The organism is Enterobacter cloacae complex sp. GYL001, from assembly GCF_049237125.1.
Lineage (GTDB): Bacteria > Pseudomonadota > Gammaproteobacteria > Enterobacterales > Enterobacteriaceae > Enterobacter > Enterobacter hormaechei_C.
The window spans coordinates 49,092-65,297 of record NZ_JBMKGW010000020.1 but is presented as its reverse complement, the minus strand read 5'-3'; the positions used below and the strand labels follow the sequence as shown (position 1 = coordinate 65,297).

The 16,206-nt window shown below is 42.3% G+C and carries 10 protein-coding genes; 9 read left to right on the top strand and 1 reads right to left on the bottom strand.

The features are described 5' to 3' along the window. The first annotated feature begins 642 nt into the window (after positions 1-642). The 8 genes from hdtA (at position 643) to trhN (ending at position 13,192) form a co-directional block, all read left to right on the top strand. A complete protein-coding gene (hdtA, locus tag ACOTWU_RS22530) occupies positions 643-1,095 on the top strand; it encodes a H transfer determinant A (RefSeq protein WP_000952689.1) in 453 nt (150 codons plus the stop codon). Then, complete coding sequence (locus ACOTWU_RS22525; RefSeq protein WP_000836981.1) at positions 1,085-1,510, top strand: hypothetical protein; 426 nt, start codon at positions 1,085-1,087, stop codon at positions 1,508-1,510. The genes hdtA and ACOTWU_RS22525 overlap by 11 nt, the downstream gene beginning before the upstream one ends. Before the next feature lie 8 nt (positions 1,511-1,518). Continuing rightward, on the top strand, positions 1,519-2,073 hold the full coding sequence (locus ACOTWU_RS22520) for a plasmid transfer protein (RefSeq protein ID WP_000235773.1): 555 nt from the start codon (positions 1,519-1,521) through the stop codon (positions 2,071-2,073). Positions 2,074-2,192: 119 nt separating this feature from the next. After that, positions 2,193-6,497 carry an IncHI-type conjugal transfer protein RSP gene (gene rsp, locus ACOTWU_RS22515; RefSeq protein WP_062676728.1) on the top strand — a complete coding sequence of 1,435 codons (4,305 nt, stop codon included), beginning with the start codon at positions 2,193-2,195 and terminating at the stop codon, positions 6,495-6,497. Positions 6,498-6,774: 277 nt separating this feature from the next. Beyond that, positions 6,775-7,287, top strand: a complete 513-nt coding sequence (trhF, locus tag ACOTWU_RS22510) for an IncHI-type conjugal transfer protein TrhF (protein WP_001286760.1) — start codon at positions 6,775-6,777, stop codon at positions 7,285-7,287. Continuing rightward, positions 7,274-8,785, top strand: a complete 1,512-nt coding sequence (locus ACOTWU_RS22505; protein WP_001256132.1) for a TrbC family F-type conjugative pilus assembly protein — start codon at positions 7,274-7,276, stop codon at positions 8,783-8,785. The genes trhF and ACOTWU_RS22505 overlap by 14 nt, the downstream gene beginning before the upstream one ends. Positions 8,786-8,929: 144 nt before the next feature. Continuing rightward, entirely contained in the window at positions 8,930-9,985 is a 1,056-nt protein-coding gene (trhU, locus tag ACOTWU_RS22500) for an IncHI-type conjugal transfer protein TrhU (protein WP_181231580.1), read from the top strand. Positions 9,986-10,003: 18 nt separating this feature from the next. Continuing rightward, complete coding sequence (trhN, locus tag ACOTWU_RS22495; RefSeq protein WP_000776701.1) at positions 10,004-13,192, top strand: IncHI-type conjugal transfer protein TrhN; 3,189 nt, start codon at positions 10,004-10,006, stop codon at positions 13,190-13,192. A gap of 28 nt (positions 13,193-13,220) precedes the next feature. On the opposite strand, the gene ACOTWU_RS22490 is transcribed toward trhN, so the two are convergent. After that, positions 13,221-14,093, bottom strand: a complete 873-nt coding sequence (locus ACOTWU_RS22490) for a hypothetical protein (protein ID WP_000771834.1) — start codon at positions 14,091-14,093, stop codon at positions 13,221-13,223. A gap of 179 nt (positions 14,094-14,272) precedes the next feature. Here ACOTWU_RS22490 and trhI point away from each other — a divergent pair, with 179 nt between their 5' ends. Continuing rightward, on the top strand, positions 14,273-16,057 hold the full coding sequence (gene trhI / locus ACOTWU_RS22485) for an IncHI-type conjugal transfer helicase TrhI (protein WP_000517885.1): 1,785 nt from the start codon (positions 14,273-14,275) through the stop codon (positions 16,055-16,057). The last annotated feature ends 149 nt before the right edge of the window (positions 16,058-16,206 follow it).

Below are 16,206 nucleotides of genomic sequence, written 5' to 3'. Positions count from 1 at the left end.
CGAAAGCAGGTATGCCTGAAAGCGTGCGTATTGCCTGAAAACACAACCCGCTACGGGGGAGACTTACCCGAAATCTGATTTATTCAACAAAGCCCAGGTGCATCCAAAATTTCAAAAGAAAAGTCCATTTCCTCTGTGGTGCCAGTGCTAGAAAAAGTATCGGATGAAAATCAAACCGCCTCCATAAGCATAAAATCTAAAGCTAAGGCAAACAAGCGACTAGCGACTTTGGCAAGATAGGTGAGAGACAGTACAATCGACTTCTGAGTTCAACTTGTCTTACCAGGAAAGCCAGCATACTTGCTGGCCTTTTTTTTGTTATAATAAACTCAGGCTTCAGCTGAATCTGTAAAATTACTGTTAATGAAACGGTATTTTAGGTTAATTTGGATGCTGTTACAGGAAGTGCGGATTTTTCCTAAATTTGTAAAAAACCTAAGAATTATCTTAATAAATCTGGTACTTAATTATTATTTTACGTAAAAAGTCTTTGTGGTTTAATGGTTATGTAAGGATTTTTTGATACCCTTATACCCGATGGACCTAAGGTCACTGACAACGATGTTCATGTAGAATCTTCGTTTCTGTAATCCCTTTTGTCCTTGTCCCAAATGATTGATTATTATAATAAAGGCTGATCGAATGCTATCTCGCAACTCACTAATACATGGTTTACGCCGAGACCAGTTAATCGGAGTTCTGACTATTTCAGAGTTTCCGGTAGTTATGGTAGAAAGCCACTTCATTCAGTCTGAGGTTATGGGAATAAAACCCGTAATTTTTAATATTGATGAGCTTCTTGTTTCTATATCCCCAATTTCCTCTCTTAAGTTCGATTGGGAGTGGGCCCCAGTTGATACAATACTCATTGAAGTTATCATTCCACCTGTAGAGTCAGACCTTGTAAGTGCAGAAAATGACTTCCTCCGTGATTCTGGTATTGGCCATATCCAGTGCGAGCCTGGCGGAGCATCAATACGACGTACAGTTACCTTCGTTGGTGGAATAACCGCTGATAACTTACTGTATCAGTTGAGGCTTATGTGCGTAAGCGCGTTAAAACTTTTAGGAGAGGAACTGGGGGATGAAGTCTAAGATTAGATATGTTTTATCTGGTTTTGTTGTGTTATGTGCATTTGCTGGAGTTTATAAAATCCTAAACAATGTTCCGGTTAAACCTGACCTTTTGGACTTCACTGGAAACACATTTAAAAAGACATCACTCTTCCTGCCATGTGATAAAAGCTCGCCTTCTTTAAACATTAAAATTGCTGATAACGAGAAAATCGTGATCAACGGCATCGCTTCAAAAGTAACTTTTGTTGAAAAGGCTGACCCCGTCAAAAGCCCTGGTTTTTGTGATGATCTTGATCTAAACAATTCTCGCCTTGTACATACGGCATCTTACAGCCTGGTGATTTCTGAAACCAAAACAGGATTTACACTATCAAATTTCAAGCATCTTGCCGATGATGAATCATTAGGCGGTATGTGGTTTTATCAAAAGTGACTTTTTATATGGCAACTTCAGACTTCGCTCTTAAAAACCATAATGTTAAAGCATTTGGTCAGGATGCAGCCCTTGTCATTGAGATGAACAATGAAGATGTTAGCTCATCAAAACCTTCACCTTTTTCAAATGAGATTGATAATTATTATCTTACATTGCACGTCGCTCCAAGGAACGCAAAAAAAGATTATGACTGGGGCTCAAACCGTTCTGTACTTCTAAAATTGTCGACGAATGAAGTTATGCAGATGGCATCTGTATTTCTTAGAATCATGCATACTTTAAAGATTGATAAGAGGAAAACCTCACATCATGGCCACGTCGTATACAAAAATATAAGCGTTACCCCAAACGAGAGGGGCGGTTTGTTGTTATCCGCAGGGATAGTTCCAGTCGATAAAGATGGCTTAAAACCCTTCATGCACATGGTCCCCGTCTCACAAATGGATTGCGTTAAAATTGGCCTCTACATACTTGGATATCTTGCTCAAAAAACGCCCTGGGTAAGCTCCGAGTCTATAATTACCGCGCTTCGCTTATCTGAAGCCAAGAATTCAAAATAGCGCATTAACATACGGAATATACGGAAAAATACAGGTTTTTTTAAATGTTATACGAACGGATATTTCTGTTTTTCATCGTAAAGTGAGTTTAATTTTGCTCAGAAAAACAGGTATTCGTCATGAGAAAATCAGGTTTAGGTTTAGCCCTGTTGTTTTCTTTAATTGCTCCGATTAAAGCGGTCTATGCTGAAGCGATTATGATTTCAGGAAAGCTACAGGCTGATTTGCCAGCCGTATCCTTTGACCCGGGGCCGGGCGACTTTGTTGCATACGTTAATTCTAACACTATCACTGCCTCAGGTGCAGGCACAGCCTGTAATGTAACGGTTGATGATCGAGCGACTTCCTCTGTTGATAACCTCGTTTGTTTTTTTGAGTGGTTACCCAATACCTTGGAATTAACTTCTAACGGCTTCACTCTTTCAGGCGTTCCCAACACCACCGGTGATTTAAAACTACCTTACAAGATTTCTTACTTCTCTGGTTCTGAACGGAAAAAAGTTGAAATAGTAAAAGGTGAATATTCAATCAAAAGTGTGGCACCGGTAAAACCAACTATCACCGGTCTTAAATCATCCCTGAACGGATTAGTCTATGACGGCTTTTCTTTCAAATCGTATTTAAAGGATGAAGCGATCAAAGATATCGCTGTTTCTGTTGAACCCCGCAATTATATTCAATACATCTCAATAGGTTCAGGCTCCGCCTGTGAAGTACCTATTGGCGGAACTTCCTGTACCATTGAAGTTGGAAGCATTAAGGCCAGTGATACAGATGAACTTTTGGGTTCACGTGATATCACAATTACAGCAAACTCTAAGAATAATTATTTCGCACCTCCTGAATCCAAAAAGCTTGTTGTTAACTGGGATTATCGGCCTCCTGTAGTAGACCATACACTTTGGAATTTTACCGATGAGGCTAAAACAATCAAAGTAGGTGGCCAGGACATCTATACCGGAGCCAAAACCGTTGCTGTGGCCGTTAAGGTACCCCAGCAAGAAACAGAAGGTGAATGGTGGCTCCCAACAGCTATGTCGCTCACTATGACTCCGGATGGCGTGTTTAAGCCGACGACTAAAGTGACTTTAGATGATGGCACTGAGATTGATTTCAAACAGTCCTGGGCAACCCCTTTACGTAGAACTTTACAGCCGGTAAGTGGACCTCAAAAAGTCGGTGATGAGTACCTCTATATCTTTGACTTAACGGATCTTATAAACGGGTCCTACGCAGCGACTTTTACAGTAGAAAATACGAGCAAAAACTCTTCTACGTACACTGAGCCTGAAAGCAAACTGATGCTGTCTGATAACCCAACGCTTATGGTTCTCAAAGATGGGCAGGTATTAACTAAACGAGCACCCGTATACTTCCTGAACGAGATTATCGTTGCAGCTTTCCAGGGGCAGGCTGGGGTTGCTGACATAAAATCAGTAACAATAGACAACAAAGTAGTTTCGTTAACACCTACAAATTATAAAGGTATTTACTACCTGCCGGTTGGAGACGATTTAGCAGTTAATTCGGATCACGAGATTACTGTGGTGGCTGAAAACCTTTATGGAAAAAACGTAAATTTCAGTACCGTGTTCACTTATCAACCTACTGGATTCACTCTTAAGAATCTGGAAAAAAACGTAACTCTTTACTCGCGCGTACGTCAGTATACGGACCTGCTTAGTCAAACAGCTGGTGATAAATGCACTCTGTTTACCACAGAGGAAAATGCGAATGCTTACCTCGCCTGGTATGGGGAAAAATCAGATGTTACAGCATGCTACCCTCAGTGGAACAATGTCCCTGATGGGTTGGAGTTCTATTTTAAAGGACGTACCCCGGGTCTAACTGGATTCTTTAATAAAACAGGTGAGAATCTGCTCGACTATCAAGTCTATATGATTAACGGGAAGGGCTCTAAAGCGGTTTCCGCAAGGAATCGCCGTACTCTGACCACACAATTACCATACAACCCGATCATCTCTTACAAAAAGAATAAAGTCATAGCAGGCATCAATCCGAACACTGCTCTGGCTTATACGACCGGGGGGGAGGCCGCTCGAATATTAGCGAAGGTGGTACCAGCTGACGTTACGATGATCGTCTCTCAAAACGGCTCTGAGGCTGTCAAAACGTCATTTAAAAATCGTTCCTCAAACAACGATGCAACGACCTTTGTACAAAGGGTCAAGGTTGCTGCTGCACCATTGTGGACAAAGAACGTCTTTGACATAGCTGTAGAATACTCAAAGGATCCAGAATTAAGAACTACAGACACCCTCAACGTATATACGGTGCCTGATTTCAATATTCGAGCATCGATGGAAGTGGATGACAAAAAAACAGCCACATCTCTTGAAGTGCCCTTAAAGGTAACAGTGGGGCGTTATAACAACTCCACACGTAAAAGTGCATTTGACCGTAAAACAATGGGAGAATGGGACGTCACGATATACTCTCAAAAAAGTGTATACGGCAAAGATCCAGAAACAGGCCGTTATAAAACTACATACGAAAGAACTGCGCTGACTGAAGCATTGCCGGTCAATGATGCGGGCATTGTCGAAACCAAGATTAAAATTGAAAATATGGATCTGGGTAATATGCGTCTGGTTGGTGTGGCTAAGGTCAGATCGCCATTCTCTGATTTTGAAATGAAACGTGAGACCAGTGCTGTAGGCATTCGAATCTATAAAGGTGAGGAACTGGAGGGTAACCTGTCGAAAAGCCTTATTATCGGAAGGATCCCACTTAGTACTCTGGTAAGCTTCAAATCTGCCAGTACGGCTAACTCTGATGCACTCGCCCCCACCGAATGGCAGCAGTCCTCTGATAATGGTCAAACCTGGACCATGCTTTCCGACATGACCGGAAAGAGAAGTGTAAGTATCAAAAAGACAGAAGTAGGAAAGTGGCTTTATAGGGCAAAAATGACTAATAAATTCACATCCAAGATTTCCTACACAGATGCCTTAACGGTAGTTACCTACAAGCAGCCTAAGCTCAGTATAGATGTTACAGACATTCTTCAGGGCTCAGATATACCTGTAACCCTGCTTGATAACGATGAACCTATACCAGCAGGCACCGCTGAGGTTCTCTGGTCAGAGGATAAAGTCAACTGGGTGCAGGGAGATACAACTTACACTGTGGCTTCAGCTGATACCCTACCGTCTACGATTTATGCCCGGATGCGTTACCTTGATTCCGATGAACTGGCAGAGGAGTCTTCATGGAAGGAAACGTCTGCTCGGTTGGCAGCCGCAAAACCCAAGCGCCTTTCTGTCTCGGTAACGGGGGTTTCAAAGGTAGAGGTTGGTCAAAAAGTTACTTTGGAAGGTAAGTTCACGAACCCTAACAGTAAGTACCAGAATGGTAATAACGTAGTTGAAGAATGGAAAACACCGGATGGCCAGACATTTAAGGGCTCTTCACTGTCTGTTACCCTTACTGAGCAAATGTTGGATAAACAGGGATATGCTGCTTTTGAATACAGTGCATGGTTAGCGGACAATAAGGAGAATACGGTTTCTACCCGTAGAGTTTCTGTCAAATCGTGGGTTTATAAATTTCCCGAGATGAAAATAAGCTCCAAACTTAAATACGACATGGCACCGACCACCCTACGCGTTGCGTTGAGCGGTATTAAGGATGGAGACTATCCTGGTGTTACTTATTCCCGTGAATGGATCTACGACAAAGAGAATCTGGTAATCACTAAAGATGAAGGTGACACCAAAGAATTTACAATTGAAAATCCTGGCAAATATACATTGATGGTTGTTTTCAAAGATAACCGAAACAATGAACAGCGTATCGAAAATACCTTTGTTGTCGATGAACAAACGCCAATGAACGTTGAGATGACACCCAAGTTCTCTAACAAATATATGAGAGCTCCACTCGATGTAACCTTAAGGTCAAACATCAAGCTATCTCATTCGGCGGACTCGATAGATACGGTCACATACAAGGTGAACGGTGAAGTAATACCCAGCGGCAAAAATTATTGGGCTCAACTGATCTCGGGTTTAAAAGAAAAGAAATACGAGATTACAATTGATGTTGTTAGTAAACTTGGACAGAGAGGTTCAGCATCTGTTGAGTTTGATGTCGTTAAAAACGCAGTGCCTAATTGTACATTGAGCTACACGGAAACCAACCTAAGCTGGAGCTTTACCAATAAATGTGATGATACTGATGGAAAAATGGTTAGATATGAATGGTTCATCAACGGCGAATTAAGGAACGTTTTCGGTAGTACGGCTACACTTTCTAAAAACCTTAACCGTGGTAAGCAGGACATAAAAGTAATTGCTTATGATGATAGTGGAGACTTTGCAACACAGCACGTGACAGTTTTCGGACCGGCTGAAGAGGCAAGTAAGTCTGAAAACACTGTATCAATACCAAGCAGTGAGTAGTTAATTTTTAAATATAAAGCCGGGACATTATGTCCCGGCTTTTTTATACCCAATAATTGGACCTTTGAAAAATTAATGTCGGAAAGTAACTTTGCTCCAAAGGCATCTTTCATGGCCGCTAACAAAGCTGCGTATACATGCTGAGGAATTAACATTCTTATAGGTGAATATTAGGTTAGTTTGCAGACTTCCGAGCGTTGAAAAACATGGATAATAGTTACTTGGATAGAGGTGCATCTGCCTAGTAAAAATATTCTTCAGTGCCAGTGAGAAAAATATGAGCGACTACATACCTAAAAAGAGAGGGCTGCTTATACTGGATTGGTATGTCCCCCTTAATATTTTATTGCTGATTCTCGTTATGTGTGTCTTTTTCACCCGTTATACATTTGGATACGGTTTATTGAATGGGTGCCTGCCTGCTGATTTTTATATGATTGATCATTCGGATAAAAGTATTAAAACTGGTGAACTCATAGCATTTAACATGCCGAAATCGGTACGTTTTATCCCAGAAAATGAACGAGTCATAAAAATTGTTGCCGGTGTGGGCGGTGACAAACTTAAAGTAACAATGGATGGGGTTTATAACGGGGACAAATTTTTTGAAGCTAATGCACGTCGTATTTCGAAGAAATACAATATTCCGTCCATTTTGATTGAAAAAGAATTGATAATTCCTGAAGGCGAAGTTTTCCTAATTGGGCAAACCGATCACTCATGGGATTCCCGTTTTTGGGGAACAGTAAAGCTGAATTCAGTAATTGGGAAAACATATGCGATCTTTTAATGTAAATAAAAAATATTTACCAATACTTCCTGGACTTGCGTTATGTGCAGTTTTAAGTAATACAAATGCAAGCACTGAGTATCAACATGATGCTGACCTAATCGCTCAGCAAGCAAAAGGGCTTGGGGCACAGGCTAAAGGTGCACAGCAGCCAGATGGGGCTCTTAGCCTTGATGCTACGCTAAAATCACCAGATGTGCAGAAGTACATAGCGCAAGCTGAAGCACTCCAAAAAAACCAGGACCTGAGCAAGCAAATAAACCGTGGTTACGTCCCCGGTATGAATGCGGATAGTGTTCAAGCAGTTATAGACCATACCCAGGCTATCAGGGCCCAAAGTAATAACTCTGAAGCTGTCAACGATATAATTAGAAGACGTGATGAAATTCAAGAAAACGCCAGCCTTAATGAAGCGGCTCTGAAAGCTGTGGAAAATAAGCCGGAAGTCATGCGAGGACAATCTAAAAATATCGAAAAATTGTTTGGTTCCTCGGGCATCACAGCTGCTGACTTCGAAAGAAAAATGGATAGCACACGTGAAGAAGCACTATCAACTGAAAATGGAATAACGATCTTTGCTTCATTTAGCTTGCCGGATTATGTACTGGAAGACCTTCTACGTACGGCCTCAGAGCATAAAGCTCGTGTAGTTTTCAATGGTCTAAAGAAAGGAACTACTCGGCTACCAGAGACACAGGCAGCAATAAACCAAATGATTGTCAAAGGAAAATTTGAATCTCCTTTGATTACAATTGATCCTGATAGCTTCAGTCAGTATCAAGTAACTCAAGTACCGACAATTATTTCTAGGGAGCAAGCTCGTTTTGCAAAAATGGTAGGCTCCTTCAACGTTGAGTTTTTTCAGCGAGAACTTGCTAAAAAACCCGATCAGGATATTTTCCCGGTTGCTGGTACCACTTATCCCGTTGAAGAAAAGAGCATCATTAAAGAACTGGAAGAACGTGCACAAAAATATGACTGGGAAGGTGCAAAAAAAAGGGCCGTTTCTGACACATGGAAAAATCAATGGATGGTCGACCTCCCTCCTGCCCAGGAACACAAAGAATTTTTAATTGACCCTACAGTGAGGGTCACTCAGGACGTAAAAGATAAGCAGGGCCGTGTAATAGCTTCCGCCGGTGAGTTGATTAATCCACTTTCGAGATTTCCTCAAAACCTGACGATGATAATTTTCGATCCACTCAATCCGGGCCAGCTGGTATGGGCTGAGCAGCAGTATCGACAACGTCTGGGTAGTGGAAAAGTAATGCCAATGTTTACCCGTATCCAAAAAGATAATGGATGGGATCACCTAAATGATTTACGTGAAAAATTTAACGGTAAGGTGTTTAAAGTTAACGAACAGATCATCTCACGCTTTCAGATTAAAAACACACCTGCGCTTATAACTACTGACCAAGATAAATTCCGGATCACCCTGTTTAGCGAGGCAGAAGTCCGTGGTATCGGAGCCCCAAATCTTTCAGAGGAAAAATAAGATGAAACTCGGATTTATTATAGGCGCTCTCTTTGCAACATGGCTGACGCTAAATTATCCGGACCAGATGAGAAGTTATTTTACCAAAGCCGTCGACTATATCGAAAGTGTTGCAACATTTATTACATCCAAGTGAGCATGATGGTGAAAAAATTCAAAAAGTTACTTTTAGAGTTCATTGTAGCAGTTATGCTTTCGCTTTCTATACCGGGTATGGCTATGGCAGCAGATGCTGGAGTCCCTGGGGCTATGTGTCAGTCAGCTGGAGTGTGGCAGGGCTTGATTAAGAATATCTGTTGGAGCTGCATTTTTCCCATGAGGATAATGGGCATAGGGGCAGCTCCAGAAGGCGCTGCTCCTTCACGTCCGGGTTGCTACTGCACAGATCAGAACGGCGTACCGGAAATAGGTTGGCAATTGAGCTTCTTTCAGCCGGTGAAGATTGTTGAAGTTGTAAAGAGCCCCTGGTGCAGCCCCTTTCTTGAAGGCACGATGCTTCAAAAATCGCAGTTTGATATTGGTAAAAGCAACACAAATCAGCCAATGACAGCAACTGAAGCCGGATTTTACGATGTTCATCTTTGGGAGTTCCCAATCATGACAATGCTCAAATTACTGATTATTGGCGAGTGCACTGCTGAACCCTATATAGATGCCAGCCTGACCTATATAAGCGAAGTGGACCCTATGTGGGAAAGTGATCTGCTTACACTCGTCCTGAATCCAGAGGCAGTAGTTTTTGCAAACCCAATTGCCTCAATGGTGTGCGCTGCTGACTGTGTAGCAGTAACAGCAGGAAAGGATAATCTCGCTGCATACTTTTGTGCCGGATGCGATGGCAACCTTTATCCATTAACCGGCCACATTTACGCAAATGATGACGCTGTAAGGACGAGTTCACTGATAACCCAGCGTCTTCTGACTAAACTACATCGCCAGGGAATGCTGATGCGAACGATGGGAGCAGACGCAATGTGTGAGAAAACGTGGGAATACTTTACACCTCGTTCCCAGTATCGGCTTTCAATGCTTTTCCCAACTCCTGAGGCGAAAGGGCCGGATTGCTGTCATCGTCTTGGTGATTCGGTACATGACTGGTCAACCCTTAAAGGTGGGCGCAAAAAAATAGGCAATGATAATTATGTCTATATGTTGTGGCGTTACAATGACTGTTGCGTCAGATATATACCAGGCGCTTGATTTCTAAGGGTAAAAATAATGAAACTTAGAAAAACGATAGCTTCAACTATTATTGCATCAATGATTGCCAATACTATGAGTTGGGCTTTTTATATCTCTCTCATAAATATGGTAATGACTCCTCGTATTTATGCGGCAGACGCTATATTTGACCAGCTCGAAAGTAACTTTAATCTTGCTAATCCTAACGCAAATCGCAATGCGACAACCAGTGCTCAGGACATTGTTGAGAAGTACAAGAATGCGGATTCAGGCGAGAATGTCAGTGGGAAGATCACCGAGAAATACGTGGGTAAAGCCGAATCCGCTAATCTTAATCTCGGAAAGTATGGGGCAGGGAACTCAAATGAAAGTGTCATGAAAAATGCCGCATCCGATGGAAAGTCCATTGGTAGCGCCGTACAACTGCCGAGTATGTCTGGAGGGACAATCAATTCAAACTATACCAAGGAAGGGGCAAAGCTGCTCTCTCGGGATGCTAATGGCAACATTGGTATAAGCAGTAATCCCAATACTACTCCTGGAACCAAAACAAATACCGGAGAGATTTTCAGCTCAGAGCAAAAGCACAGCGATATTAAGTTCAATGCCGCAGATCGTTATGGGGATGAGGATGGCTTTGTAAACGATATAAAGAATCGGAAAAGCCAGTTATTTGATGCTCAAAGTTATGATGGCGTTGCCTACCGCACCCTCGTAAATGCTAACAAGGACAACCCGGCATCATCTATAAAGCCTAACGATCCCATGTTTACTGCGGGGAGAAATGAGATAACAAATGCTGTTGCTGGTACTGGAAACTGGCTTCAGAACTGTAATGTTGAGACCTCTAAAAAAACAGTAACCACACACTATCCTGATTACAAAGAGTTCTACTGTAACTCGCCTAAGCAAGATAACTTCAGCAGCTGCACGATAACCCGTGATTTTTCAGTCCCTGTTTACATTTCAGGCGGAAACGGAGACATGTCGATGTGCGGCGATAATTGTGTGCGTATATGGTTTGGTCGCCGTGATGACAACTACTGGAGTGACGGGGTATATGATAACGAACTGACATTAAAATTCCATCCGGATGCAAAATTGGCCTCAGCAAAGATTGTTAACGCGGAGTGGGATGACCACATGCGGGTAACACTTGATGGCACGCAGATTTTTGCTCACATAGATGGTGCATATCGAGAAAGTGACTATCCGGCTCCTAAGGGATCTTGGGAGTTAAAAAAATCGTGGAAACTCGACAAGGTTTACGATGTGACTGATAAGGTCAGAAAATCGGTGTATGAGGAGCCTGATCGAGAAGTGACAATGGCATCCAGAGTATGGGTTGGTGGGAAGGGTGAAGGGTATTTTGAGGTTGAGCTGACTTTTGAAAATATGAAGCTCGAAGATAAGCACGTCCAGGAACCAGCTGGTTGTTACGATGCTGTACAAGCTCCGAATACATTCTGCCGTTTCGATCGGTTTAAAGATATGGATGTTGGCACAAAACGGCTTCCGGAAAGCGTGCTTTCATTGGCAAAGCCTCTGTATGAAGGTGATAAAGGATTTCTTACCTGGAAGACAAACCTTGAAGGCTACTTTTGTGATCCATTGGCCAAAGACAAAATTTGCTCTTATGACGCTAGTGGAAAAATTATGAAAGACGCTAATGGAAAGGACCTCTGTTACAACTATGAAGAAATAAAGAGTATGCCTGATGCATGTAGTGCTTATAAAAATGATGCAGCATGTGTACTCGATAAACAAACATGTGCAGAGGGTTGGTTCGATGAGGGCACTAACAGTTGCTACATGTATGAACAGAAATACACCTGTGACAGAGGGAAGGATGTAGTTCGGGAGGTTGAATCTTCTACAAATGCCTGTGTTGGCATGATCCCATGTTCAGGTGGAACATGCGAAACTGGGCCAAAGGAAGAGAACAACGATTTTGGAAAAGTTGCGGCTTATTCAAACATGGTTCAGTACATGCAGGGCGAAGCCAAATGCGAAGACCCTAACGATGCCAATTCATGTTCCGTCTTTGAAGGAAAACCTGAATGGTGTGGTCGTTCAGTAGGCTTTGTAAATGGCCTGGCAAAGACGGACTGCTGCGAAGCACCACAGGGAACCGCAGGAGCACTTGAAGGTATCATGCTTGCCGGATCTATGATCAGAAACACAAACTGGACCAGAGTTAATGCTCAGCTAATAAAATGGACCGGCGGTGATACAGGTACATGGGCTTCTATGTCTAATGCGGTCGGAGAGTGGACTGCATCAGCTGGTAAAACAGTAGGGCAAATGTGGAACAACGTCACGAGCTCCTTAACGAGCGTATATGAAAACGTCGCTGGTAATCTAAGCAGGGCAGTTGGGTCTTCCGCAACTTCTGGAGGGGCAGGAGGTGCTGGCCAGTTGGCACAGGAAACAATGTCCAGCTTCGGTATAGGTCAGCTTAAGCAGATGGCAATGAAGAAAGCCTACGAATTGCTACCAGATACAGTTCGTGACTTTGTCTTTAAGAACGTTGCTACTACCGGAGGAGAGGTTGTCTTCTCGGCTGCGGTTCAAAACTTTATGCTTGCATTAAACGTGATCGGTTGGATTTATACAGCCTATCAGGTCACTAAAATGCTTTTAGAAATGTTGGTAGCATGCGACCAGAAAGAGATGGAAGCTTCTATTCATAAGAATCAAAAATCCTGTTTTACATTAGATACGGAACGATGCGTCAAATATCTGAATGTTGGTTTCACAAAGAAATGCGTTAAAAAAGCAACAGACATGTGCTGTTATAATTCCATGTTGTCACGCGTTATTATGCAACAAGCTTATCCGCAATTAGGAATAGACCCTGTCGCCTCTAATTGCGTGGGGCTATCAATAAAGCAAATACAGCAACTGGATTTCGATAAAATTGATCTGACGGAGTGGATTAATGATGCAGTTCAGGTAGGAGAAGTTCCTGATCAATATTCAAAATTCTCCGAAGAATCAATTGTGGAAAACTTACCATTCCAGAATGAGAACTATCAACTTCCATCAGAACGTACCAAGGAAGCAATGGGCGGTGAAGAAAATATGATAAAGGCCAGACAAGAAAATGCTCAGGCTATAAAAGAGGAAAATGTAGATTGTAGCTATTTACCTCGACCGGCCATATGTGAGGTAGGTTCAACTACGCTGGATCCGGTTACGGGCAAGCAGTTGCCGAAATATTGAAGAAGGGGCCGTTAGGCCCCTTTTTTAATTACTTGGCTTTCAATGTTTTTTCTGGGAAGCCTTTTTTACCGTATTCACCGGTAAAGAGGTAATAATCTTTTCCGTTGATGGAGGCTGCAACACCCCCTGGAGTTGTTGTATTTGGGCTATCAGAACGGAAAATGATACCCGAAAAATCAGCGCTTGTTTCGTTTCCTTTAAATGGGATGAACACATAACGAATTACAGCGTAATCACCAGCGGGAAGGTTTAGCTCAGGAATTTCGGTTCCTGTTGCGGGGCGAATCGCCTGAAAGCTGTACATTGAATCTGTAGGGAAAACATCAGCATCAGGCTTAGAGGGCAGATCACAGGTACTCCATTTATTGACGACTGCCATATCAATTTTACATGTGGCCAGAGCTGCTTTCTGTTTTTCAGGGTTGTATCCAAATGAGGCCTGAGTTGCTTTTGTATGCTCAAAAACATACTTAGCTCCCTCACGTACCAAACTTTCATCATTGTAAGGCAATTTTTTTGGATTGGGGACGAACACTAGGTATTGATTGACCTGGATGTATTCGGCGTCAGAAGAACTGTACAAAGAGCTGAGGCTCATGATCCCAAAACCTTTTAGACCGCCTGTTACGTAGCCCATCGAACTATTGATGAGATACTTAGAAAGAAAGTTGTCGGCATCCCCTCCAGGAGTAACCTCTTGCTCCTTAAAATTAACGTCGAAACCAGCAAACGAATAGGCATTCTTGGCGACAGAATCATTTGCATTAGCATGCCAGTACTGGCCGTGACTGTACGCATTCAGAGCGGTGCCTGGCGTAGTGCCGGTGTCACCGGCACAACCCGATAGGGAAAAACCAATGACGACAGAAGAGACCAGAGATACTAAACGTAAAAGTTTCATTTAAAGCCCTTTTTGTAATGTCTTTTGGAGATGGAACCATTATTCCATAGTCACGCGTTTCACAAACAACCTGATTGCATAAAAAAGGAAAAAAAGTGATTTCCAGTAGAACCAGCAGTACACAAGAAAAGCGCTTTTATAAAAATGTATAATTATTAAAACGAAGTAATGAGGTTGAAATGGGTAAGCCAACAGAAGAGCAAAGACCTGTTATCGAGAATGCTAGCGCAAACAATATGGTGATAGCAGCGCCTGGATCAGGCAAATCGTTCACCATGATAGAAGCGGTTATATCGATTCTCAAAAAGTATCCATATGCAAGAATCGGGATGGTGACCTTTACTCGCGCTGCAACAAACGCACTTGCAGCAAAGTTACAAAAGCGATTGAGCAAGAAGGATCTTGACCGGGTGCTGGTGGATACTTTTCACGGACTCGTTAAGAAGCAACTGGACATGATTCGCTGGCCGGGAAAGATGTTGATAGGGCCAGCACAGAGATCTGTCATTCACCGGGCTTTGAAAGAATCCGGTGTAACGATGAAGTTTGCTGAAGCTGAATTCGTTATTGATGCTATCGGCAGAGAAATGGATACGGATGTGATTTCAGTTCGGCATAACAGACAACAGATCCATTTGTTTAATACCTATCAGGCGTTATGCCAGAAAGACCATGTGGCGGACCTCAATGCTCTTTCAAAATTTGTTGTCGGTCAAATGCATTCGGGAAAAATGCGCACGTTAGATTTGACACATTTGATAGTAGACGAAGTTCAGGATACTGACTCTATACAATTCTCATGGATAGCATTGCATACAAGAGCTGGAGTCTATACGAGTATAGTTGGAGACGATGATCAGGCCATCTACTCCTTCAGATCCTCAGGAGGAGTCAAAATATTTCAACAGTTTGAAAAACACTTCAGACCTAACATATTTTACTTAAACACATGCTTTAGGTGTGAACCTGAAATTTTAGAGGTGGCCGGAGCACTGATAGGAAAGAATGTTTACCGTTATGCCAAAGAGTTACGCTCGGCAAAAAAGGGAGGGGGAAAGGTCACTTTTCGTTCATATGTAGATATGGAGGAACAGATACAGGGTATTTTAAGCCTTATAAATCAGGATCCACATGGATGGGCAATTCTAAGCCGCAATAATGCTCACTTGGATGAGCTAGAAAGTTTGATCGAACAGCCAGTAATTCGTTACGGAGGTAAATCATTCTGGGATGAAAAAGAAACAAGCGATGTGTTAAGCCTTATGGCCTTTTTCCGACAATCAAATGATCCTCGCTTAATGAAGAGAGTATTGGCATTGTTTGGAGAACAGGAATCAGTTTTGGATGAAGTGGCATTGAGTATGAGAGGAAGAAAAGTTACTTTTGGCGACCTTGCCATCCCGGAGGACAGTTCTCTCGAAACAAAAACATTACATTCAAACTTCGTGCGCTTTACCCAGGAAAGTTCTGATAAAGTTGAGATAGCAAAACGTTTCGCCAACCTTACGAAATGGATGGAATCGTCGTCAATCAAGATGAGGAGTAATAAAGGTACAGCAACCTTAACAAAAATTGCTTTAGACACTTGTAAACAGTGGGCAGAAAAGACTGGTTGGATGAATATGATAAATCGTGCTGCTGCAATGTCATTAGGCCCTAGGAAGAAGGACGAGGAATACAGCCCAGAGAAAGTAGTCCTATCAACCTTGCATGGTTCAAAGGGTCTTGAGTGGAATAAAGTAATAATAATGAGTTGTAATGCGGATCAGATACCAAGTAAAAGATCAGTTGGGGAGGAGGCAATAGAAGAAGAAAGACGTTTGCTTTATGTTGGATTTACGCGTGCAGAAAAGCAACTTTTTGTAATGTGGTATGGTGATCCTTCTTTCTTTTTAAGAGAATGCAGTGAAGAAAAGATAAAAGAAGCAGCTAATATTCGAATTTCTCCACTTTATACAGAATAATTCGATATGGGCATTTACTTATGCTTAAAGCTATAGTATAAAAACAATGAGCTTAAATATCAGCTCCCAAATTTGAGTAACTTTGCTTAAAGTTACTTTCGCGTTAAGCGTTGATTTAGCCGTGAAAAGCGGCCAGCTTAAACAAGCTG

Excerpts from the sequence above, each read along its gene's own strand:
- trhF (WP_001286760.1), top strand. The coding sequence starts at position 6,775 with ATGAGCGACTACATACCTAAAAAGAGAGGGCTGCTTATACTGGATTGG.
- ACOTWU_RS22490 (WP_000771834.1), bottom strand. The coding sequence starts at position 14,093 with ATGAAACTTTTACGTTTAGTATCTCTGGTCTCTTCTGTCGTCATTGGT.
- hdtA (WP_000952689.1), top strand. The coding sequence starts at position 643 with ATGCTATCTCGCAACTCACTAATACATGGTTTACGCCGAGACCAGTTA.
- ACOTWU_RS22505 (WP_001256132.1), top strand. The coding sequence starts at position 7,274 with ATGCGATCTTTTAATGTAAATAAAAAATATTTACCAATACTTCCTGGA.
- trhI (WP_000517885.1), top strand. The coding sequence starts at position 14,273 with ATGGGTAAGCCAACAGAAGAGCAAAGACCTGTTATCGAGAATGCTAGC.
- ACOTWU_RS22525 (WP_000836981.1), top strand. The coding sequence starts at position 1,085 with ATGAAGTCTAAGATTAGATATGTTTTATCTGGTTTTGTTGTGTTATGT.
- trhN (WP_000776701.1), top strand. The coding sequence starts at position 10,004 with ATGAAACTTAGAAAAACGATAGCTTCAACTATTATTGCATCAATGATT.
- rsp (WP_062676728.1), top strand. The coding sequence starts at position 2,193 with ATGAGAAAATCAGGTTTAGGTTTAGCCCTGTTGTTTTCTTTAATTGCT.
- ACOTWU_RS22520 (WP_000235773.1), top strand. The coding sequence starts at position 1,519 with ATGGCAACTTCAGACTTCGCTCTTAAAAACCATAATGTTAAAGCATTT.